This window comes from Amycolatopsis granulosa, from assembly GCF_011758745.1.
In the GTDB taxonomy this organism is placed as follows: Bacteria; Actinomycetota; Actinomycetes; order Mycobacteriales; family Pseudonocardiaceae; genus Amycolatopsis_E; species Amycolatopsis_E granulosa.
This window is the reverse complement of record NZ_JAANOV010000001.1, coordinates 4,788,448-4,809,853: the sequence shown is the minus strand read 5'-3', so window position 1 is coordinate 4,809,853 and position 21,406 is coordinate 4,788,448. Positions and strand designations below refer to the sequence as shown.

Annotated in this window: 18 protein-coding genes, 1 tRNA gene and 1 pseudogene; 10 read left to right on the top strand and 10 right to left on the bottom strand. The window is 70.4% G+C overall.

Features of this window, described 5'->3' with window-relative positions:
- The first annotated feature begins 135 nt into the window (after window positions 1-135).
- Together FHX45_RS23620 and FHX45_RS23615 are read left to right on the top strand one after the other, a co-directional pair.
- A complete protein-coding gene (locus FHX45_RS23620; protein ID WP_243869205.1) occupies window positions 136-1,020 on the top strand; it encodes an alpha/beta fold hydrolase in 885 nt (294 codons plus the stop codon).
- Window positions 1,017-2,207: a macrolide family glycosyltransferase gene (locus FHX45_RS23615; RefSeq protein WP_167106027.1), complete on the top strand. Its 1,191-nt coding sequence runs from the start codon at window positions 1,017-1,019 to the stop codon at window positions 2,205-2,207. Before FHX45_RS23620 ends, FHX45_RS23615 begins: the two co-directional genes overlap by 4 nt.
- Here the strand turns inward: FHX45_RS23615 and FHX45_RS23610 are convergent.
- The 6 genes from FHX45_RS23610 to FHX45_RS23585 all read right to left on the bottom strand — a co-directional run bounded on the left by FHX45_RS23610 (window position 2,157) and on the right by FHX45_RS23585 (window position 7,272).
- Window positions 2,157-3,089, bottom strand: coding sequence for an ADP-ribosylglycohydrolase family protein (locus FHX45_RS23610; RefSeq protein ID WP_341771590.1), 933 nt, complete (start codon window positions 3,087-3,089; stop codon window positions 2,157-2,159). The genes FHX45_RS23615 and FHX45_RS23610 overlap by 51 nt on opposite strands.
- A 56-nt stretch (window positions 3,090-3,145) precedes the next feature.
- Window positions 3,146-5,296: a glycoside hydrolase family 15 protein gene (locus tag FHX45_RS23605; RefSeq protein WP_341771589.1), complete on the bottom strand. Its 2,151-nt coding sequence runs from the start codon at window positions 5,294-5,296 to the stop codon at window positions 3,146-3,148.
- Between the two features lie 123 nt (window positions 5,297-5,419).
- Window positions 5,420-6,130 carry a methyltransferase gene (locus FHX45_RS23600; RefSeq protein WP_167106024.1) on the bottom strand — a complete coding sequence of 237 codons (711 nt, stop codon included), beginning with the start codon at window positions 6,128-6,130 and terminating at the stop codon, window positions 5,420-5,422.
- Between the two features lie 72 nt (window positions 6,131-6,202).
- Window positions 6,203-6,274, bottom strand: a tRNA-Val gene (locus FHX45_RS23595).
- A gap of 40 nt (window positions 6,275-6,314) precedes the next feature.
- A complete protein-coding gene (locus tag FHX45_RS23590; RefSeq protein ID WP_167106021.1) occupies window positions 6,315-6,779 on the bottom strand; it encodes a peroxiredoxin in 465 nt (154 codons plus the stop codon).
- Window positions 6,780-6,840: 61 nt separating this feature from the next.
- Window positions 6,841-7,272, bottom strand: a complete 432-nt coding sequence (locus FHX45_RS23585; RefSeq protein ID WP_167106018.1) for a DUF3052 family protein — start codon at window positions 7,270-7,272, stop codon at window positions 6,841-6,843.
- A gap of 369 nt (window positions 7,273-7,641) precedes the next feature.
- On the opposite strand from FHX45_RS23585, the gene aceE reads away from it, so the two are divergent.
- On the top strand, window positions 7,642-10,449 hold the full coding sequence (aceE, locus tag FHX45_RS23580) for a pyruvate dehydrogenase (acetyl-transferring), homodimeric type (RefSeq protein ID WP_167106015.1): 2,808 nt from the start codon (window positions 7,642-7,644) through the stop codon (window positions 10,447-10,449).
- 83 nt (window positions 10,450-10,532) lie between these two features.
- Window positions 10,533-11,744 carry an alpha-hydroxy acid oxidase gene (locus FHX45_RS23575; protein ID WP_167106012.1) on the top strand — a complete coding sequence of 404 codons (1,212 nt, stop codon included), beginning with the start codon at window positions 10,533-10,535 and terminating at the stop codon, window positions 11,742-11,744.
- A 72-nt stretch (window positions 11,745-11,816) separates the two neighbouring features.
- On the opposite strand, the gene FHX45_RS28230 is transcribed toward FHX45_RS23575, so the two are convergent.
- Window positions 11,817-13,547, bottom strand: a complete 1,731-nt coding sequence (locus FHX45_RS28230; protein WP_243869202.1) for a restriction endonuclease — start codon at window positions 13,545-13,547, stop codon at window positions 11,817-11,819.
- Window positions 13,548-13,759: 212 nt separating this feature from the next.
- Between FHX45_RS28230 and FHX45_RS28760 the strand changes: the two are divergent.
- A pseudogene (locus tag FHX45_RS28760) lies at window positions 13,760-14,201 on the top strand (leucine zipper domain-containing protein); the annotation flags it as partial.
- Between the two features lie 57 nt (window positions 14,202-14,258).
- Here the strand turns inward: FHX45_RS28760 and FHX45_RS23565 are convergent.
- Complete coding sequence (locus tag FHX45_RS23565) at window positions 14,259-14,888, bottom strand: nicotinamide mononucleotide transporter family protein (RefSeq protein ID WP_167106009.1); 630 nt, start codon at window positions 14,886-14,888, stop codon at window positions 14,259-14,261.
- Between the two features lie 246 nt (window positions 14,889-15,134).
- Between FHX45_RS23565 and FHX45_RS23560 the strand changes: the two genes are divergently transcribed.
- The 5 genes from FHX45_RS23560 (at window position 15,135) to FHX45_RS23540 (ending at window position 20,005) form a co-directional block, all read left to right on the top strand.
- Window positions 15,135-16,346 (top strand): PucR family transcriptional regulator, encoded by a 1,212-nt coding sequence (locus FHX45_RS23560; protein ID WP_167106006.1) that lies wholly within the window; start codon window positions 15,135-15,137, stop codon window positions 16,344-16,346.
- A 181-nt stretch (window positions 16,347-16,527) separates the two neighbouring features.
- Window positions 16,528-17,433, top strand: a complete 906-nt coding sequence (locus FHX45_RS23555; protein ID WP_167106003.1) for an acyltransferase domain-containing protein — start codon at window positions 16,528-16,530, stop codon at window positions 17,431-17,433.
- Window positions 17,430-18,407, top strand: coding sequence for a beta-ketoacyl-ACP synthase 3 (locus tag FHX45_RS23550; RefSeq protein ID WP_167106000.1), 978 nt, complete (start codon window positions 17,430-17,432; stop codon window positions 18,405-18,407). Before FHX45_RS23555 ends, FHX45_RS23550 begins: the two co-directional genes overlap by 4 nt.
- 62 nt (window positions 18,408-18,469) lie before the next feature.
- Window positions 18,470-18,715, top strand: a complete 246-nt coding sequence (locus tag FHX45_RS23545; protein WP_167105997.1) for an acyl carrier protein — start codon at window positions 18,470-18,472, stop codon at window positions 18,713-18,715.
- A gap of 42 nt (window positions 18,716-18,757) precedes the next feature.
- Complete coding sequence (locus FHX45_RS23540) at window positions 18,758-20,005, top strand: beta-ketoacyl-[acyl-carrier-protein] synthase family protein (protein WP_167105994.1); 1,248 nt, start codon at window positions 18,758-18,760, stop codon at window positions 20,003-20,005.
- Window positions 20,006-20,058: 53 nt separating this feature from the next.
- Here the strand turns inward: FHX45_RS23540 and FHX45_RS23535 are convergent, their stop codons facing one another.
- Together FHX45_RS23535 and FHX45_RS23530 are read right to left on the bottom strand one after the other, a co-directional pair.
- The gene (locus FHX45_RS23535; RefSeq protein WP_167109373.1) at window positions 20,059-20,607 is read right to left on the bottom strand and encodes a hypothetical protein; all 549 of its coding nucleotides are present in this window, start codon (window positions 20,605-20,607) and stop codon (window positions 20,059-20,061) included.
- Window positions 20,608-20,743: 136 nt separating this feature from the next.
- The gene (locus FHX45_RS23530) at window positions 20,744-21,235 is read right to left on the bottom strand and encodes a DUF3145 family protein (RefSeq protein ID WP_167105991.1); all 492 of its coding nucleotides are present in this window, start codon (window positions 21,233-21,235) and stop codon (window positions 20,744-20,746) included.
- Window positions 21,236-21,406: the final 171 nt, after the last annotated feature.

Below are 21,406 nucleotides of genomic sequence, written 5' to 3'. Positions count from 1 at the left end.
CCCGAGGGCTCGGACACCGGTCACACGTGCGTGTGGAGATGTTGGCTCCATCGGGTTTCCGCGGCGCGAGAACAGGCGGCGGCGTGGTTTCGTGGCGTGCCGCGACCACGACCGAGGAAGATGCTTGTGACGGCAATGACCACCCGGCAGGAGATCGTCCCGCTCACGTTCGGCGGATTCACCTACGAGGGCAGGAAGGTGCGCGGATCGGGCGGCGGGCTCGAGCCGGTCGTCCTGGTCGGCGGCGCGTTCCAGCGCAAGGACGCCTGGGGGCGCGTGGAACGCGATCTGCTCGGCCACGCCGACGTGATCACCGCCGACCTGCCCGGCTGGGGCACCGCGGACCGGCTGCCGCCGGAGTACGGGGTGGACTTCCTGGCCGACGCGCTCGACCACCTCCTCGACCACGTCGCGCCCGGCCCGGTGCACCTCGTCGGCGCCTCCTACGGCAGCGGTGTCGCGCACCGGTGGGCACAGCTGCGGCCCGACCGGGTGCGGCGCGTGCTGCTGGTCGGCACGATGACGCACGTGACCGGTCCCTTGCGGGAGCGCATCGCGCGCAGCGTGGAACTGGCCGAGCAGGGGCGGCACGACGAGTTCACGACCGAGGTGCTGGATCTGATGCTCAGCCGCGAGGCGGGCGTGCAGCGCCAGGCCGCGGTGCGCCGGTGCCTCACCGGGCTGGTGGGCGCGATGACCGGCGCCGACGTCGCGAAGTACCTGGACAACACCCGGCGGCTGCTGGACCACCCCGGTGACGACGGTGCGGTGCTCCCCGTCCCGGTTCTGGTCACCACGGGTGAGCACGATCCGCTGACCACGCCGCGGCTGAGCCGCGCCGCCGCCGCCCGCTGTGCGGACGCGCGCTTCACCGCGATCCGCGGCGCCGACCACCTGGTGCACCTGGAACGACCCGCCGAGATCGTGGACCTCGCGCTCCGGTTCTTCCGCGGCGAGACGCTGTCCGGCTTGCCCTACTGCACGCCGGTCGAGCACGTGGTTCGCGGGGTGGCGCGGTGAAGCACGCCCTGTTCGTCAACGTCGCGGACCACGGGCACGTCAACCCGACCCTCGCGGTGGTGGCCCAGCTGGTCGCCCGCGGGTGGCGGGTGACCTACGCGGTGGGCGCGGAGTTCGTCCCGCAGGTACGCGTGGTGGGCGCGGAACCCGTGGTGCTGCCCGGAGTGCGCGACGGCGGGCCACCGCCGGAGGACCTGATGGCCGGCGTGGAGGTGTACCACCGGGAGGCGCAGGCCGCGCTCCCCGTGCTGGAGGCCGCGATCGCCGGTGACCTGCCCGACGTGATCGTCTACGACTTCGTCGCGTTCGCGGGGAAGGTGCTGGCGCTCAAGCTGGGTGTGCCGATGGTGCAGCTGTCGCCGACGCACGCGCTGTTCCCGGGCTGGGAGCAGGTCGCGTTCGGGGTGCCGAGCCTGTCGGAACTGCCGGTGTACCAGAGGTTCCAGCGATTTCTCGACACCCACGGGCTGGGGTGCTCGGTCGAACAGTTCCAGGCTACCGCCGATCCGAAGGTGGTGTTCGTGCCGCGGGCGTTCCAGATGTCGCCGGAACTGCTCGGGCCGGAGCACACCTTCACCGGTCCGGCGCTGGGCGACCGGTCCTTCCAGGGCCGCTGGCGGGCGCCGGGGGGCAAGCCGGTGCTGTTGGTCTCGCTCGGCTCGTGTTTCACCGACCAGCCGGGGTTCTTCCGGACGTGTCTGGACATGGCGGCCGGGCTGGGCTGGCACACGGTCATGGCGATCGGCCGGCACGTGGACCCGGCCACGCTCGGGCCGGTGCCGGACGACGTGGAAATCGCGGCGATGGTGCCGCAGCTGGACGTGCTGGCCATGGCGTCGGCGTTCGTCACGCACGCGGGGATGGGCAGCGTGCTGGAGGCGCTGTACCACGGCGTCCCGATGGTCGCGGTGCCGCAGATGGCGGAGCAGCGGCTGAACGCGGCGCGGCTGACGGAGCTGGGGCTGGGGGTCACGCTGGACCGGGCGGACGTCACGGTGCAGGCGCTGCACAACGCGGTGCTGCGGGTGTCGTCGGACGCCGGGATCGCCGAGAACGTGCGTGGCATGCGGGAGATCGTGCGGACGTGCGGCGGGGCGGCGGAGGCCGCGGACGTGGTGGCGCGGACGGGTGACCGCTCAGCGGGTTCCGGCACGCAGTTCCAGCAGGCCGTCGGCCAGCTCGGGTAGCGGGAGATCGTTGACCTCGGTGACCGTGCGGACGGCGTCTTCGGGGAAGGCGCCGGCTCCAGTGCAGGCTCCTGCCATGGCACCGGCCATGGCGGCGATCGTGTCGGTGTCGCCGCCCAGGCTCGCCGCGGTGCGGCAGGCGTGCCAAGGGTCGTCGGCGTGCGCGAGCACCGCGAAGGCGGCGGGCACCGATTCCTGGGTGGCGACGCTGGTGCCGATCAGCGTGGCGATGCGCGCGGGATCGAGGTCCCGTGCCCAGCGGATGCGGGCGGCGACGTCCGCGGCGGCGACCCAGTTCCCGCGCTGCGCGGCAAGTTCGGCGGCGGCGATGGCGAGGTCGATCGCGTCCGGCAGGCCCGCCCCGTCGATTCCCGCGCTCACGGCGGCGGCGACCGCGGCGGCCCCCGCCAGGGCGACGCCGGTGTGGTGGGTGACCCAGCTGGCCTCGACCACCCGCTCGACGAGGAGCTCCAGGTCGGGCGGCGTGGCGATCCCGACGGGCGTGATGCGCATGGCCGCGCCGTTGGTGGCACCGTACCGGCCGGCCTGCTCCAGCGGTTCGCCCGCGGCGACGGCGTTCAGCGCGGCACGGGTGGAGGGCCCGAGCAGGCCGTGGACACCGCGACCGCGCAGATCCCGTTCCCAGGCCAGCAACGCCCCGGCGAACCGGTGCGGGTCGATCCGCCCACCGCCGTCGATCAACAGGCGAGCCACGATGACGCACTGCTGGGTGTCGTCGGTGACCGCGCCCGCCGGAAGCCCCCGGGCAGCCGCGAACCCGGTCACCGGTTCGATCTCCGCGGGCGACTTGCCTTCGGTCGGCATGCCCAGCGCATCCCCGATCGCCAGCCCCGCCAACGCCGCCAACGCCCGTTCCCGCACCCGCCCACCCTCCCACAAACAGCACCAGCGGCGGGCAACCCCCTACCGCTTGCCGCTCATGCGTTCAGGTAGCGCGTCGCCACGACGTCGGGGTACTCCACGGGCCTCCCCCGCGACAACGACCACGCCAGCCGCAGGTATTGGGCGTGGGTCCAGGCCAGCGGGGTGGCCGAGGCGGTCGGCGTGCCCGGTCGCACGGCCGGGTAGGGCGGGTTCGTGTCCCACACCTGTTCCGGCAGCAACCCGGTCTCGCCGGCGCACGCGGCCATGTCGCGCAACCGGTTTCGCGCGGCAGGACGGTCGCCGGCCAGCAGTTCGTACTCGCCACGCTCACCGGCGAAGATCGGCCACAACCGGCCGTAGGTCCGTACCACGTCCGGCCGGTTCACGTTCCACGGCCGGCCGTCGGCCTGTTCGCCGTATCCGTCGCCGGAGTAGCGGTGCCAGTGCCGGCCCGACGGCGTGAGCGTGGAGATCCGCGCGTCCACCACCGCCAGCGAGTTCAGCACCACCGGGTCCTGCGCCCGCCGCACACCCAGCCGCACCAGCTCGAGGAAACCGGCGTCCACCACGGCCCGCTGGTCGGTCGTGCCGGGGTTGTTGTTGCCCAGGTCGTACGTCGTCCCGGCGTTCGGGTTGCCGTCCTTCGTCAACCGCAGGAAGTACGGGCGAGGCGAGTACGGCCCGTTGCCGGTCACCGTCCAGCCGTCCACTGCGGCCCGCCACCGGTCCGCCGCGGCGAGGAACCGCGACGGGTCGCGCCCAGCCCGGTGCATCAGGTCGGCCAGGCACACCAGCCCGGCGATCACCGACGCGATCGTGGACGGGGAATAGCCGCTCTGCTCCTCCCACCGCTCCTGCTCGGTGTACGGCGAGGCGTGCCCGTTCCCGGTGTAGGACAACAGGAAATCGCCACCGCGTGTGAGACTGTCCACTGTGGCCCGATCATCTCGGTCGAGCAGCCACGCCAGCAGCATCGGCGCGGCGGTCTCGTCGAGCTGGACCGAAGTCCAGAACGGCGTGCCGTCCACAGTGGTGTTCTGCGGCCAGTGCCCGTCCGGCTGCTGCACGCGCAGCAGGTAGTCCAGCGCGCGTTCCGCGGCCGCCCGGTCGCCGGCGGCGAGCAGTCCGGTGGCGATCTGGTACAGGTCCCGCGGCCACACCAGGTGGTAGGACCCGTACCGCGGCGCCACCGCCCGGTCGAAGCCGAATGCCCACGGCATCGACGGTGACGCGATGAACGCGCCCGGGTTGCGCTTGTCCTCGCTCGCGGCCAGCACCACCACCGAGGTCAGATAGACGCGCCGGTCCGCGTCGGCGGGGGGCTCGGGCAACCCGGCCAGGTACTGCCGCCACCCCGATGCGTACGCCGCCGCGGCGGGGCCGAACCCCCGGGTCAGCGAGGCCCGCGCGGCGCGCACCGCGTGGTCGGCGTCCGCGCCGAAGCCGAGGGCGATTAGTTCCCGGGTGCGGGTCGTGCCGTCGAGCCGCAACCGGCCGAGCTGAACGACGTTCCCGGGCCCGGCCGTCGCGTAGTGGTGCGTCAGCAGGCCGCGGCCGGCGACCAGCTCGGTCCACCCGTCGTTGACCCCGGCGTAGCCGACGGTCGACTCGCTGAACCCGCCGCCCGCCATCACGGCGCAGGCACTGCTGCCGTTCGCCGCGACGAGCGCACCGGCCCGCGGGAAGGCGTGGTCGGTGGTGCCGTCACCGCCGAGCGCCGGATCGTGCAGCACGTACACGCGCAGCGGCCGCCGTGACCGGAACTCGACGTCGACGAGCACCGTGTCCCGGTCCGGATCCGTCACGTACCGGGTGGTCAGGGTCCACCCGGTGCCGCGCGCGGTCTGCCGGTACGCGGGCACCTCCTCGTCCGGGAGTTCCGTGCGGTGCTCGACGTCCGACACGCGCTCCACAAAGGACTCTCCGTCGGTGACGACGATCTGCGTCTCCCGGCTCGCCGGCGTACTCAGGTCCGGGTGGTACACCTCGGAGAGCCGCCCACCCTCGAGCGTGAACCAGACCGGACTGGCCGAGCGCGCGGTTCCGAACCCCAGCTTGCCGGCCGGGGTGAACGTGGTGTCCGCGCCCGGGCCGCCCGGTGCCGCACCGCCGGGATCCGCGCTCGCGGGTGCCGCCGGTGCCGCCACGGCGGAGGCGCCGACCAGCGCGGCAGCACGGAGGAACTCCCGCCTCGAGGTAGCCACCCGTCGACCTCCCACAACCCGGCACCCGAACCGGAAAAGAATTACCAGGACCGTGGGCGGCGGAAAAGGGGCCGCTGGTCCGGGCGATGCTCGCGAACCCGGCCGTCATCCGCGGCGCGAAGCTCAACGTCGCGCTGCGGGAGTGAGCACGAGGGTGAGGAACCCGAAGCAGTGCCGGTAGCCACGCAACCACTCGTCCCGGTGCTCGCTCGCCGTGGCGAGCTGGTCAGGCGCGCGCTCGGCGAGGGAGCCGCTCCAGTTCCACTCGTAGTCGTCCAGCTCGTGCCGGGTACTGAGATGCCCGTAGATGGGCACCCAGCCGTCGCCGGTCACCATGTCGACGGTGGCGGGCAGGTCCGCGAGGTCGCCGAGCAGCTCGACGGCCTCCGCGCTCGGCTCCTGTTCCCAGTACCCGTCGCCCACGATGACCCGCCCACCGGGCGTCAGCAGCTTCCGGGCGGCCGCCAGGGCCGGCAGCAAACCGCCGAACGCGTGCGTGGAGCCGACGCAGAGCACGAGATCCGCGGGCGGGCCGGTGAATTCGGCCGCGTCCAGGTGGTGGAGGGCCAGCCGGTCGGCGAGGCCGCGCCGCGCGGCCTCCCGGCGAGCGTGCTCGAGAGCGACTTCGGAAAGATCGACGCCCTCGCCCCGGGCTTGCGGACGCAGCTCGAGCGCGCGCAGCAGCCACTCCCCGCCACCGCAACCGAGGTCGAGGATGCGCTCGTCCCCGCGCGGCAGGGCCCTGGCCAGCAGTCTGGCCACGGCTTCGTCACCGAGCGGCGCGGCGACGGGGTGATCGGCATGCGCGAGGCGCGAGATCAAGTCACGGTTCACGGCCCGCAGTCTGCCAGCGTGAAGCGCTGGGAGCACCAGGATTTCCGGGCACCGGCGGAGCGGCCGGACGGGTGGGCGCAGCAGGGTTCGAACCTGCGACCCCTTGCTTGTAAGGCAAGTGCTCTTCCACTGAGCTATGCGCCCCGGACCGGCGGCGCCCCGAGGGACCCCGCCGGTGCGAGCATCATTCCGGCAGCTCGGCCACCGCACGCTTCCAGGCGAGCTGGTCGCGCGCCTCACCCGGCTGGTTCACCTCGGCGAAGCGCACCACGCCGTCCTTGCCGATCAGGAAGGTGCCGCGGTTGGCCAGGCCGGCGCCCTCGTTGAACACGCCGTAGAGCTTGGCCACCTCACCGTGCGGCCAGAAGTCCGAGAGCAGGGGGAACTGGTAGCCCTGCTGCTCGGCCCACGCCTTGAGCGAGAACGGTGTGTCCACCGACACACCCAGCACCTGCACGCCCTGGCCGTCGTACTCGGCGAACTCGTCGCGCAGCTGGCAGAGCTCGCCCTGGCAGATCCCGCTGAACGCGAACGGGTAGAAGACCAGCAGCACCGGCTTGTCGCCCCGGAACGACGACAGCGTGACCGGCTGCTTGTTGTAGTCGTTCAGGGTGAAGTCCGGAGCAACTGAACCGACCTCGACCGCCATCGAAGCACCTTCCCATCGCCAACGTTGCGCTTGCCGCACGCCCACCTTAGCGTGCGGCTTCTCAGCGCTGCTTCGACTTGGACTTCGGCGGCACCAGCTTGGTGCCGGACCAGTTCGGCCCGACGCTGATGTTCGAGGTCTGGGCGAGGCCGACGGTGGGCACCGCCTCGGCGATCTCGCTCGGCTCCACGTGCCCGGGCTGCCCGGTCTTGGGGGTGAGCACCCAGATGAAACCGTTCTCGTCGAGCGGCGACCGCGCGTCCATGATCGCGTCGACCAGGTCCCCGTCATCCTCCCGCCACCACAGCAGGACCACGTCGATGACCTCGTCGGCGTCCTCGTCGAGGAGATCGCCGCCGATATGTTCTTCGATCGCGGCACGCAGGTCGTCGTCGACGTCCTCGTCCCACCCGATCTCCTGAACCGTCATGTCCGGCTTGATGCCAAGCCTCTCGGCGACGCTGCTGTGCTCAGCGTCTCCAGCGGCGACCACTGCTGTCACTCCTCCAACTCACGACGCGGACGGCAGGACGCCGCCGCACCCGACATACGGATGGGTGTAGCGAACACGCCCGGAGCCTCCGGCGCAACCGTCCACACCGGATCTCTGTCAACTCGTAGCGCAGCGTAGGGCCCGCCGGGACGGGTTCGCGACCGCAAAACCACCCTCGAGCGAACCCCTCCGGGGATACCTGGCTTAGGGTAGAGATAACGCGCGCGCGTGCGCGCGCGGAACTAGGTGAACGTTACCGCTCAGTAGCGATGACGGGAAGCTCGGATCGAACGACCATGACAGAGAGGACACGGCCACCAGAGGCACCCGTGTCCCGCACTCGAAAGTGACGACCGGCGAGGAGATCCCTTGGCCCCCCAGAACCACCAGGCCGCAGGCAACGGAGCCAGCACCGATCGGGCCCCGGCCCGGGTCCGCGTCATCCGCGACGGATTGGCGGCCCACCTGCCCGACATCGACCCGGAGGAGACCGCCGAATGGCTGGACTCGTTCGACGAGGCACTCGCCCGGGGCGGCCGGCAGCGGGCTCGCTACCTGATGCTGCGGATCCTGGAACGCGCCCGTGAGCGCAACGTCGGTGTCCCGCCGCTGACCGCGACGGACTACGTCAACACCATCCCCACGGAGAACGAGCCGTGGTTCCCCGGCGACGAGGAGATCGAGCGCCGGTACCGGGCCTACATCCGGTGGAACGCCGCGATCATGGTCCACCGGGCGCAGCGGCCCGGGGTCAGCGTGGGCGGCCACATCTCCACGTACGCGTCCTCGGCCGCGCTGTACGAGGTCGGCTTCAACCACTTCTTCCGGGGCAAGGACCACTCCGGTGGCGGTGACCAGGTGTTCATCCAGGGTCACGCCTCGCCCGGCATCTACGCCCGGGCGTACCTCGAGGGCCGGCTCACCGAGTCGCAGCTCGACGGCTTCCGCCAGGAGATGTCGCACGCGGGCGAGGGCGGCGGGCTGCCGTCGTACCCGCACCCGCGCCTGATGCCGTCGTTCTGGGAGTACCCGACCGTGTCCATGGGCCTGGGCCCGATGAACGCGATCTACCAGGCCCGGTTCAACCGGTACCTGCGCGACCGCGGTATCAAGGACACGTCCGACCAGCACGTGTGGGCATTCCTCGGCGACGGTGAGATGGACGAGGCGGAGTCGCGCGGCCTGATCCACGTCGCCGCGGGCGAGGGCCTGGACAACCTCACGTTCGTCATCAACTGCAACCTGCAGCGGCTGGACGGGCCGGTGCGCGGCAACGGCAAGATCATCCAGGAGCTCGAGGCGTACTTCCGCGGCGCGGGCTGGAACGTGATCAAGGTCATCTGGGGCCGCGAGTGGGACTCGCTGCTGCACGCCGACCGCGACGGCGCCCTGGTGAACCTGATGAACGTCACCCCCGACGGTGACTACCAGACGTACAAGGCCAATGACGGCGCCTACGTCCGCGAGCACTTCTTCGGCCGCGACCCGCGGACGAAGGACCTCGTCAAGGACCTGACCGACGCGGAGATCTGGAACCTCAAGCGGGGCGGCCACGACTACCGCAAGGTGTACGCGGCGTACAAGGCCGCGATGGAGAACCAGGGCCAGCCGACGGTGATCCTGGCGCACACCATCAAGGGTTACGGCCTGGGCCCGACCTTCGAGGGCCGCAACGCCACGCACCAGATGAAGAAGCTCACGCTCGACGACCTGAAGCTGTTCCGGGACGCGCAGCGCATCCCGATCAGCGACGAGGAGCTGGAGCGCGACCCGAAGCTGCCGCCGTACTACCACCCGGGCCCGGACTCGCCGGAGATCCAGTACATGATCGGGCGCCGCAAGACGCTCGGCGGGTTCGTGCCGGAGCGGCGCAACCGGGCGAAGCCGCTGGTGCTGCCCGGCGACAAGGTGTACGAGGCCGTGCGCAAGGGCTCGGGCAAGCAGGAGGTCGCCACCACGATGGCGTTCGTCCGGCTGGTCCGCGAGCTGGCCAAGGACGGTGAAATCGGGAACCGGATCGTGCCGATCATCCCGGACGAGGCCCGCACCTTCGGCCTGGACTCGATGTTCCCGACGGCGAAGATCTACAACCCGCACGGGCAGAGCTACACGTCGGTGGACGCCAGCCTGATGCTGGCCTACAAGGAGTCCGAGCACGGGCAGCTGCTGCACGAGGGCATCAACGAGGCCGGGTCGACGTCGTCGTTCACCGCGGTGGGCACGTCCTACGCCACGCACGGCGAGCCGATGATCCCGATCTACATCTTCTACTCGATGTTCGGGTTCCAGCGCACCGGCGACGGCCTGTGGGCCGCCGCGGACCAGATGGCGCGCGGGTTCGTGCTCGGCGCCACCGCCGGCCGCACCACGCTGACCGGTGAGGGCCTGCAGCACGCGGACGGGCATTCGCTGCTGCTGGCGCACACCAACCCGGCCGTGGTGGCCTACGACCCGGCGTGGTCGTTCGAAATCGCCCACATCGTGCGGGACGGCCTGCGCCGCATGTACGGCGAGGGCGGCCCGGACGGCAACGGCGAGAACGTGTTCTACTACCTCACGATCTACAACGAGCCGTACCGGCAGCCGGCCGAGCCGGAGAACCTCGACGTGGCGGGCCTGCTCAAGGGTCTCTACCGCTACGCGGAGGCGCCGGCGGGCGACGGTCCCGAGGCGCAGATCCTGGTGTCCGGCGTGACGATGCCGGACGCGCTCAAGGCGCAGCGGATGCTCGCCGAGGAGTGGGGCGTGCGCGCGGCCGTGTGGTCGGCGACGTCGTGGTCGGAGCTGCGCCGGGAGGCGGTCGCGGTGGACCGGGACAACCTGCTGCACCCGGCGGACGAGCCGCGCGTGCCGTACGTGACGCAGGCCCTGTCCGGCGCGACCGGCCCGGTCGTGGCGGTGTCGGACTGGATGCGGGCGGTACCCGACCTGATCCGCCCGTGGGTGCCGACCGACATGGTCACCCTGGGCACCGACGGGTTCGGCTTCTCCGACACGCGTCCGGCGGCGCGGCGCTACTTCCTGGTCGACGCCGAGTCGATCACGGTCGCCACGCTGGCGGCACTCGCCAAGCGTGGCGAGGTCGCGCAGGACAAGGTGGTCGAGGCCGCGCGCAAGTACCGGATCGACGACGTGACGGCGGCGGGGCCGCAGCTGACCGACGCCGGCAACGCCTGATCCACCGCCGCACCACGGTGCCCGTGACGGCCGCCCCCGCACCGGGGGTGGCCGTCCCGGCACGGTGCGCGAGGATGTCGTCCATGACGCGACGCCGACTCCCCCGGCCCCGCGAGCTGCAGCGGATCCTGCGGCCCAGGCCGGTCGAGCTGAACCCGACCGGCCGGCGGCTGGCGAACGCCCACACCATCGCCGATCTGCGCGCGATCGCGCGACGGCGCACGCCGCGGGCGGTGTTCGACTACGCCGACGGCGCCGCCGAGCTCGAGGAGAGCCTGCGTCGTGCCCGGCAGGCGTTCCGCGCGGTGGAGTTCCACCCCAGTGTTCTGCGTGACGTGTCCGATGTGGACACCGGCGTGGAGGTCCTCGGCGAGCGTTCGGCGCTGCCGTTCGCGTTCGCGCCCACCGGGTTCACGCGGATGATGCACCACGAGGGCGAACGGGCGGTGGTCCAGGTCGCGCAACGGGAACGCATCCCGTACGTGTTGTCGACGATGGGCACCACCTCGATCGAGCAGGTCGCGAGGGCGGCACCGCACGCACGGAAGTGGTTCCAGCTGTACGTGTGGCGGGACCACGGAGCGGGCCGGGAGCTGATGCGGCGGGCGTGGGAGAACGGGTACGGCACGCTGCTGCTGACGGTGGACACGCCGGTGGGCGGGGCGCGGATGCGAGATGTGCGCAACGGCCTGACGATCCCGCCCGCGCTGACGCTGCGCACGTTCGCCGACGGCGCCCTGCACCCGGCGTGGTGGTTCAACCTGCTGACCACCGAGCCGCTGACGTTCGCGTCCTTCGAGTCGTGGCACGGCACCGTCACGGAGCTGATCGACGCCCTGTTCGACCCGGCGCTGGACTTCGACGATCTGGCCTGGGTCCGTGAGACCTGGCCGGGCAAGCTGGTCGTCAAGGGGATCCAGAACCCCGCCGACGCGCGGGAGGTGGTCAAGTGCGGCGCGGACGCGGTGGTGCTGTCCAACCACGGCGGCCGCCAGCTCGACCGGGCACCCACCCCGCTGGAACTGCTGCCGGCCACGCTGGACGCGGTGGGCGGCGACGCCGAGGTGTGGCTCGACACAGGGATCCTCTCCGGCGGCGACATCGTGGCCGCGATCGCGCGGGGCGCATCGCTGTGCCTGGTCGGCCGGGCCTACCTGTACGGGCTGATGGCCGGCGGGGAGCGGGGCGTACAGCGGTGCGCGGACATCCTGCGCGGCGAGATCGTGCGCACCATGCAGCTGCTCGGGGTCAGGGAGATAGGCCACCTGCGTCCAAGCCACGCGATCCTGCGATAACCCCGCAGTGCGCGATGCAACCAAGCGAACCGGAGCGTACTCAACCGCCCGCGCCGCGGTTTCGAAACGTTACTAGGATAGCGGCCCAAGTAGCACATCGAGATGCAGGTATTCGGCCAGCAAATGCTTAAGATGTGCCCCTTCGATTAGTTGCATCCGCCCATGACGAGCAACAAAATCGTGTGAAGCTTTGCCGAAACGCGAAGTCGTCACCAACACGCCACGACTTGCGCGCTTGTCATCCATCACACCGGCAAGCGCACGAACCGCATCCGGTTCCACCGTACCCTTGTATCGCTTTGCTTGAATGACGCAGACCCCGCCCATGATCGGATCTTCGTTAACAGCGAGCGCATCCAGTCCATCGTCACGAGACGCCTGAGTAACCCATGATTTCATACCCATCGCCTCGAAAAGCTGTTTTACGAGTACCTCGAACTCGAATGGCTTCATCTCCAAGAGAACCGGGCGACTATCGAGACCCGCCGCCACGTCCAGAGCTTCCACCAGCCGGTACTTCGACAAGTCGGGGTCAAATATGGGACGCACTGCTTCGAGGTCCCACGGGTGGGGGGACACGAGGGCATTGAAGTACTTTAGACATTCGCCTGGGTCGAGTTCAGTGAGCACTAGCTCCTCGAACTGCTTCCGGGTCGCCGAGACGCTGACCAGACAAGGGCGTTCCGGCTTACCGGTGGCCCTGTTACGCGTGGAAACATGCGCATTGACAGCCACCTCGTCGACAAGATCACTCGGTCGCACCTCGAACACGTCCCGCATAGTCTTCAGAACTATCTGCGCCACCAAATTGGCATACGCTTGCTTGACCTCCCTTGCGCTCCGCGGCTTTGAAACAATTTCATCGCGCGACTTCACATAAGAATATTCGCGATGCTGCGGAATTACGTCAATGCCAGGCAACTCCCGGATTATGAGCAGCTTCTTCGAATCAGACTGGTAGGCCACTTCAACGTCGACGGGCAAGTCTCCAGGAAGAGGCGAGTGCTCTATCAGCAGCTCGAAATAGTCTTCGACGGCCTCGGCCACGCCTGCTGAAACGCGCTTCTCCAGGTCCTCAACCTGAGCATTGTGTTGATTCACTTCCTGTCGGCGAGAGTCCTCGATGTGCCGGTGCCGAGCCTCCGCCGCTGATAGCCCAGCGAGCCTCTCGTGCTCATTGCGCTGATATGTCTGCATGTCGTGTTCGAACCTGACCTTGGCCTGCTGCAATGCGTGTCTATAGGCTCCCTTGAAAACTCGCCCCACTCCTGACGGGGGCGGCGGAGCATAGCGGTCCCATTGCGGTTGCCGCGCCGGGGCGGCGAGGGCGGGCGGAGCCTCAAACGGCCGAGGCTTGAACGACTTGCGCATTTGACTGAACGAGAAAACTCCTCGACGACGAAGACTGTCCACCAACACCTGGCCTAGCTCGTCGAATCGGCGCTGGGCAGCAACAGTTAACGCCGCAGCTTCGTCTTGTTGCTGCCGGACATGCAGTTCTCGCCGGTCGCGAGCTTCTTTCGCCAATGCTCGATCGCGGGCGCGAGCCGCCTGTTCAGCCTCCCTCATAGCCTGCTTGAGCTGCCGCTGCCTTTCTCGTTCCTGCACCATCTGCTGATGCTGGAGCTCAGCGAAGAAACCCCGTTTGCGCGCCACAGCACACCCCCACTGAAACACCGATTCGACAAGCGACCGTATCCCAGGCGGTGCTCGATTGACGATGCGCCAAACCGGCGATCTTTCCGTGTTTTTCCGAGCACGGAGTATCGATGCCAGCAAGGTGAGCGGAACTTTGTCTTCCATGATGCGGAACAATATTGCCGTATCGTGCAAGTTTTCGTGATGACCGAGCAGACACGACCTCGTGCAAGTCAAGCTATCCTAGCCCGCTAGACGTAGTGGTCATGGACGTTGTTGATGGTGGGGTCGGTGTCGGCGCGTCGGGTTGATCATGAGGAAGACGTCCGCGTGGGCTGGAGGGGTCTGACGCCTTACCCGCGCGAACGGAAGTCTTCGTGTCTCACCGTAATTCCCGTTTGACCGAGTACGGGCGGCGGTTGCTCGTTGAGCGAGTCGCCGCGGGGCAGTCGGTGGCGCATGTGGAGGCGGGATGGGGGCGACCGGGCACAAATGGGTGCACCGGCCCCGGGAGGAGGGCGCGGCCGGGCTGGCTGAGCGGACTTAGCCGCCCGCACACCTCGCCCGGGCGGACCCCGCGGAGGTGGAGCGGGAGATCCTGCGGCAGCGGAAGGACCGCCAGCTGGGGCGAGCGCGGATCGCCGGGATCCTCCGGATACCTGCTTCGACGGTGCACCGCATCCTGGTGCGGCACGGGCATGGCCGAAGCTGCCCTGGCTGGACCGTCCCACTGGCGAGCCGATCCGCCGCTACGGGTGGGGCCGGCTGGGGGAGCTCGTGCACGCTCAATACGAAAAACTCGGCCGTCTGCGCGAGGGGGCGGATGGTGGACCATGGTCGGGCAGTAACCAGCACAAGTCCGCCCGTCACGGTGCGCTAGCGGGACGCCGCGGTGAGCTGCTCGACGCGCGTGCTGACCCGGTGCCAGCTCCACCAGCCGTGCACGACCAGGACCGCGAACACGAGGTAGACGGCGGCCGAGAAGTACAACCCGGAGGAGATCTGCAGCGGCACGCCGATCGCGTCGACGACGAGCCACACCAGCCAGAACTCGACCAGCCCGCGCCCCTGGGCGGCGAAGGCCACCAGGGTGCCGACGAAGATCGCCGCGTCCGGCCACGGCGCCCAGGACGCGTGCAGCGCGTCGAGCACCAGCGCCATCACCACGGTGCCCGCCACGAACGCCGCGGCCATGACGATCCGCTCGGCCACCCGGCCGCCACGCACGATCACCCCGAACACCGGGTCGCGCCGCCGCGTCCACGCCCACCAGCCGTAGACCGAGATCAGCAGGATCGCCACCTGCCGGGCGGCCAGGCCGCCCAGGTGCGCCGAGGCGTAGACGGCGAACAGCAGGACCGTGGCGCCGACCTGCACCGGCCAGGTCCACAGCGTGCGACGCTGCGCGAGGAAGACCACCGCCAGCGCGCACAGCTGGCCGACCAGCTCCGCGATGGAGATCCACTGCCCGAAAACGGACAACCCGTGCTGCAACAGAACGTGCATGACGCCTCCCGTCTGCGGCACAACCTGCCACATGCCGCCCGCATTCCGGCACGCGCAGTGAGCCCTGCTACACGCGTGGAAAATTCCTGGCACGATCGAGTGAGAAAACTGGCGGAAAATATCCGATGGCTCCATAGTGGACCTACCGGTGGGGACCGGGGAGATAAGGCCGCCCGGCGCTGCGAGAACCGCAACGCGCCGGGCGGCCTCGCGTTTACCGGACGGCCGGTTAGAGTCGGTTCCGCGATGACCCAGACGAACGGCAGGCGGCCGGCCAAGCACCACGGCCTTTCGGCGAAGACGCTGCGCAGGCTCGAGCACGCCTCGGGACGCCTCGCCTCCGCCAGCGTCGCCGCCATGGAACAGCGGCTGCCCTGGTTCGGCCGGCTGCCCGCCGAGCAGCGGGCGAGCATCCTGCTGATCACCCAGACCGGCGCGGCGGGGTTCGTGGACTGGCTGCGCGATTCGCAGGAGGCGCTCAAGCTCACCACCGAGGCGTTCCGCGGCGCACCCGAGGACCTGTCCCGCTGGATCAGCCTGCGGCAGGCCGTCGGGCTGGTGCGGCTGGCGATGGAGGTGTTCGAGGAGCAGCTGCCGGAGTTCGCCGCCACCGACGAGGAGCACGCCGCGCTGGTCGAGGGCATCCTCCGCTACGGCCGGGAGATCGCGTTCGCCACGGCCAACTCCTACGCCGCCGCCGCGGAGGCACGTGGCGCGTGGGACGCCCGGCTGGAGGCGCTGGTCGTGGACGGCATCGTGCGCGGCGACGCCGAGGAGGCGGTGCTGTCCCGGGCCGCGGCGCTGGGCTGGGAACCGTCGGCGATGGCGACGGTGCTGGCCGGGCGGCCACCGTCGGACGACCCACCGAGCGTCGTGTTCGAGGTGCGGCGCCTGGCGGCCCGGCTGGGGCGCCCGGTGCTGCTCAGCGTCCAGGGGACCCGGCTGATCGTGGTGGCGGGCGGACCGACCGACGGTGACGCCAAGCAGCGGGAGGTGCTCGGCAAGCTGGCCGGCGCGTTCGGCGAGGGACCGGTGGTCGCCGGGCCGACGGTGCCCAGCCTCGCCGAAGCGCACCGCAGCGCCGCCGAGGCGTTGTCCGGGCTGCGGGCGGTGGTCGGCTGGCCGGGGGCTCCGCGCCCGGTGCGGTCGTCGGACCTGCTGCCGGAACGCGCCCTGTCCGGGGACGCCGACGCCGAGCGGCTGCTGATCGAGGAGATCGCGCAGCCGCTGGAGACCGCCGGGCCGACGATGCTGCAGACGGTGGACGAGTACCTCGAGTCCGGCGGGGTGCTGGAGACGTGCGCGAAGAAGCTGTTCGTGCACCCCAACACGGTGCGGTACCGGCTGCGGCGGGCGGCCGAGCTCACCGGCCGCAACCCCGCCGAGCCGCGGGACGCCCTCGTGCTGCGGGTCGCCCTGACCGTGGGCAGGCTCGCCCGGGCGCGCGGCCTCTGGTAACCCGCCGGTCAACGGCTGCTGGTGACCGGTCTCACTTCCGGGGTGCCCGGAACCGACAACACATCGCCGCTGGAAGAGGACACCCGGGCGGCATCTTTGTAGGTCTTCTACAAGATCGCCGCTCCGACTTGGTGACCAGCGGCATCCCGGCCCCGGCCGGCGAGCATGTTCCCTTGAAGGCGTGACAGCAGTGCTCGCTCCCGGGCAGGGCTCCCAAGCGCCCGGCATGTTCTCCCCCTGGCTCGAACTCGACGGTACCCGCGACAAGCTCGCGCGCTGGTCGGAGCGGACCGGGCTCGATCTGGTCCACCTCGGCACCGAGGCCGACGCCGAGACCATCCAGGACACCGCGATCACGCAGCCGCTGATCGTCGCGCTCTCGCTGCTGGCCTTCGACGCACTGGGCGACGTCCCGTCCGGCGCCCCGGTCGCCGGCCACTCGGTGGGCGAGCTGGCGGCCGCCGCCGCGGCCGGCGTGCTCACCGCCGAGGAGGCCGTCGCACTGGCCGCGGTGCGGGGCGCGGAGATGGCGAAGGCGTGCGCGATCGAGCCGACCTCGATGGCCGCCGTCATGCTGGGCGACCCGGACGAGGTGGTCGCGTGGCTGGCGGATCACGGCCTGGTCGCCGCGAACCGCAACGGCGCCGGCCAGATCGTCGCCTCCGGGGCCAAGGACGCGATCGAGCGCATCGTCGCCGAGCCGCTGGCGGGCACGAAGGTCCGGCCGCTGAAGGTCGCCGGCGCCTTCCACACCCAGTACATGGCCCCCGCCGAGGAGGCCCTGCGCACACACGCCGCGTCCATCACGCCGAAGGACCCGGTCCGCCCGCTGCTGTCCAACGCCGACGGCACCGTGGTCACCAGCGGCGCCGAGTACCTGGAGCGGCTGGTCAAGCAGGTCACGCGCCCGGTCCGCTGGGATCTGACGATGGACGGGCTGGTCGAGCTGGGCGTCACCGCCACGGTCGAGCTGCCGCCCGCGGGGACCCTGACCGGGCTGGTCAAGCGCCAGCTCAAGGGCACGGTCACGCAGACCGTCGCCGTGAAGACTCCCGCCGACCTGCCCGCCGCCAAGGAGATCCTGTGAGTCCGGTGTTGCGTCAGAAGCAGGGCCCGGCCGCCACGCGCATCCTCGGCGTCGGCAGCTACCAGCCCGAACGCGTCGTCACCAACGACGACCTGTCCCAGATCATGGACACCAGCGACCAGTGGATCCGGGATCGGGTCGGCATCATCGAGCGCCGGTTCGCCGACAAGGACGAGCTGCTCGTCGACATGGCGGTCAAGGCGGGCACCGCGGCGCTGGCCGACGCCGGCCTGCAGGCGGCCGACGTGGACACGGTGATCGTGCCGAACTGCACCATGCCGTCGCCGATCCCGAACGCGGCCGGCCAGGTCGCCGACCGGATCGGGGTCAAGGCCGCGGGCGCGTTCGACCTCAACGCCGCGTGCGCCGGGTTCTGCTACGGCCTCGGCGTCGCCTCCGACCTGATCCGCGCCGGCTCGGCCGGGCGGGTGCTGGTGATCGGCGCGGAGAAACTGACCGACGTGGTCGACCCGGTGGACCGCGCCAACGCGATCATCTTCGCCGACGGCGCGGGCGCCGCGGTGGTCGGGCCGTCGGACGAGCCGGGCATCGGGCCGGTCTCCTGGGGCAGCGCCGGGGACCTGGTCGACACCATCTACATGCGCGACCACCGCTACATCTACCAGGAGGGCCAGTCGGTCTTCCGGTGGGCGACCACGCAGATCGCGCCGATCGCGTTGCGGGCGGTCGAGCTGGCCGGGCTGCAGCCGTCGGACATCGACGTGCTCATCCCGCACCAGGCGAACCTGCGGATCGTGGACGCGATCGCCAAGCGCCTGCGCGCCAAGGGCGCGCGGGAGGACCTGATCGTCGCCGACGACATCACGTACTCCGGCAACACCTCGTCCGCGTCGATTCCGATGGCGCTGGACCACATGCGGAAAGCGGGCACCGTCAACACGGGTGACGTCGTGCTGATGGTTGGATTCGGCGCGGGCCTGTCCTACGCCGGACAGGTCGTCATCTGCCCGTGATACCACTATCGCCGGCAGGCACGGGCCTGCCGGTGTCGAACCCTCAGAAAGGAAACACCATCGTGGCGGACAAGCAGGAGATCCTCAACGGCCTCGCGGAGATCGTCGAGGAGGTCGCGGGCGTCTCGCAGGACGACGTGAGCCTGGAGAAGTCCTTCGTCGACGACCTGGACATCGACTCGCTGTCGATGGTGGAGATCGCGGTGCAGGCCGAGGACAAGTTCGGGGTCAAGATCCCGGACGACGAGCTGGCCAACCTCAAGACCGTCGGCGACGCCGTGGACTACGTCGCCGCGAACGCCAAGTAAGCACGAGCTGAATTCTTCGGCTGAACCTCGGGGAGACTCCGCATGAGCAACATCGACGTCGTGATCACCGGGATCGGCGCGACGACGCCACTCGGCGGGGACGTCGCGTCCACGTGGGAGGGCTTGCTCGCCGGCCGCAGCGGCATCCGGCGGATCGAGGCCGACTGGGTCGAGAGGTTCGACCTGCCGGTCAAGATCGGCGCCACACTCGCCGAGGATCCGGCGGAGAAGCTGCCGCGCGTGCAGGCACGCCGGCTGGACCGGTGTGAGCAGATCGCGCTCATCGCCGCCCGGCAGGCGTGGGCGGACGCCGGTTTCGAACAGCCCGGCGACGAGCACACCGACGTCGACCCGGACCGGCTCGGCGTGTCCATCGGCACCGGCATCGGCGGCCCGCTGACGCTGCTGGCCATGGACGACCTGCTGGAGGAGCACGGCATCCGGAAGGTCTCGCCGCTGACCGTGCCGATGCTGATGCCGAACGGGCCGGCCGCGCACGTCGGCATCGACCTCAAGGCCAGGGCCGGTGTGCACTCGCCGGTGTCGGCGTGCGCCTCCGGTGCGGAAGGCATCGCCAACGGCTACCAGATGATCCAGAACGGCCGGGCCGACGTGGTGGTGGCGGGTGGTGCGGAGGCCTGCATCCACCCGATCACCATCGCCGGTTTCGCGCAGGCGCGGACGGTGTCCACGCGCAACGACGAGCCGGAGCGCGCGTCGCGGCCGTTCGACACCGACCGGGACGGGTTCGTGCTCGGTGAGGGTGCCGGTGTGGTCGTGCTGGAGCGGGCCGACCGGGCGAAGGCCCGCGGCGCGCGGGTCTACGGCCGGCTGGCCGGGTACGGCATCACCTCGGACGCGCACCACATCACCGGCAACCACCCGGAAGGGATCGGGCAGATCGCCGCGATGGCCAACGCGATGACGATGGCGGGTCTCACGTCGGCCGACGTCGGGCACGTGAACGCGCACGCGACGTCCACCGTGGTCGGTGACATCGGCGAGGCCAACGCGATCCGCAAGGCCGTCGGTGACCACCCGGTGGTGACCGCGCCGAAGTCGGCGCTGGGGCACCTGGTCGGTGGCGCGGGGGCGGTCGAGGGCATCCTGACGCTGTTGTCGCTCTACCACGGGCTGGTGCCGCCGACGCTGAACCTGGAGCACCTGGACCCGAAGGTCGAGCTCGACGTGGTGTCCGGGGAGCCCCGAAAGGTGGAACTCGCGGCCGCGCTGAGCAACTCGTTCGGGTTCGGCGGCCACAACACGGCGCTGCTGTTCACCGGCGCCTAGGTTCCGGTTCCCGGCGAAGACCCCGGCCCGGTGCCGGGGTCTTCGTCATGCCGTCAGCAGCGGGACAGCTCCGGGGTGGTGGAGCCGGTGACCGCGTCGACCTTCCACGTGCCGGACTCGAGGGCGAGCGGCAGGACCAGTCGCCAGTGGACACACGGTTCGGGGAGTTCGGGCGGGGCGTCCTCGGCGTTCTGGGTGCTGGTGAACCCGACGAGGACGCGCAGCTCGGCGTCGGAAACCGGGTTGATGCGGTAGACGAGGATGCTGCCGTCGCGGCTGCTGCCGTAGTCGTTGAGCCAGGTGCTCCTGGGTCTGGCCTGGATCCGTTCCCGCGTGACGACGGTTTTCCACAGGTCGTAATCGCGGTGGTTGATCGAGTCGTAGTAGGTCTGGAGCACCGTGCGGACGGCCGCGCTGCGCGGGTGCGCGGCGGCGTCCGGGGTGAGCTCGACGGTGTCCGGGCCCGGTTGCTGGGCGAGCGGCCGGGCGGTCGTGGACTCGGCCAGGATGGCGTCCGGCACGGTCTCGGGCAGGCGGTAGAGCTCGCGGGCGAGGAGACCGCCGCCGACCATGATCGACACCACCACGATGACCACGGGCACCAGCCAGCGTGGTGGTGCTGGGGGCGGCGCCGGCACGGCTGTCACACCGGCAGCGTAGTGCGGGCCGTCACCCGCGGGCGGAGCAGGTTTTCGCGACATCGGTCACCCCGCGCCGCCACCATCGCCGGCAGCCACCTCACCCCACGCGGTGCAGCCACGTCACCGGCGCCCCGTCGCCCGCGTGGCGGAACGGCTCCAGCGCCTCGTCCCAGCCTGCGGCCAGCAGCTCGTCCAGCTTGTGCGTCAGCTGCTCTCCCGCGCGGCACGTCGCGACGAGGGTGCGCAGCTGGTCCTCCCCGACGACGATGTCGCCGTTCGCGCTCGTACGGCCGCGCCACAGACCCAGCCCGGGCACGTAGCAGAACCGCTCGCCGTCGACGCCGGCACTCGGCTCCTCCGTCACCTCGAACCGCAGCATCGGCCACGCCTTCAGACCGGCCGCCAGCTTGGCGCCGGTTCCCGCGGGCGCACTCCACGTGCACTCGGCACGCAGCTGCCCTGGAGCGGCGGGTTGCGCCGTCCACTTCAGATCGACCCGGGTACCCAGGGTGCCCGAGATCGCCCACTCGACGTGCGGGCACACCGCAGACGGCGACGAGTGGACGTAAACCACGCCACGGGTGCTCACTGCTGACCTCCGCTACTCGACGAGGGGCGTCTTCCCCTACGACCTCGCGAGCCTCGGCACGCCTGCGGTGAAGCAGTCCTTGACGTGACTGCCCATATTCTGCACCCCGCCGACGGCATTTCGCCACAGGAACCTCAGATGTCGCAGCGCTCACAAGCTCCCGGGGGGCCG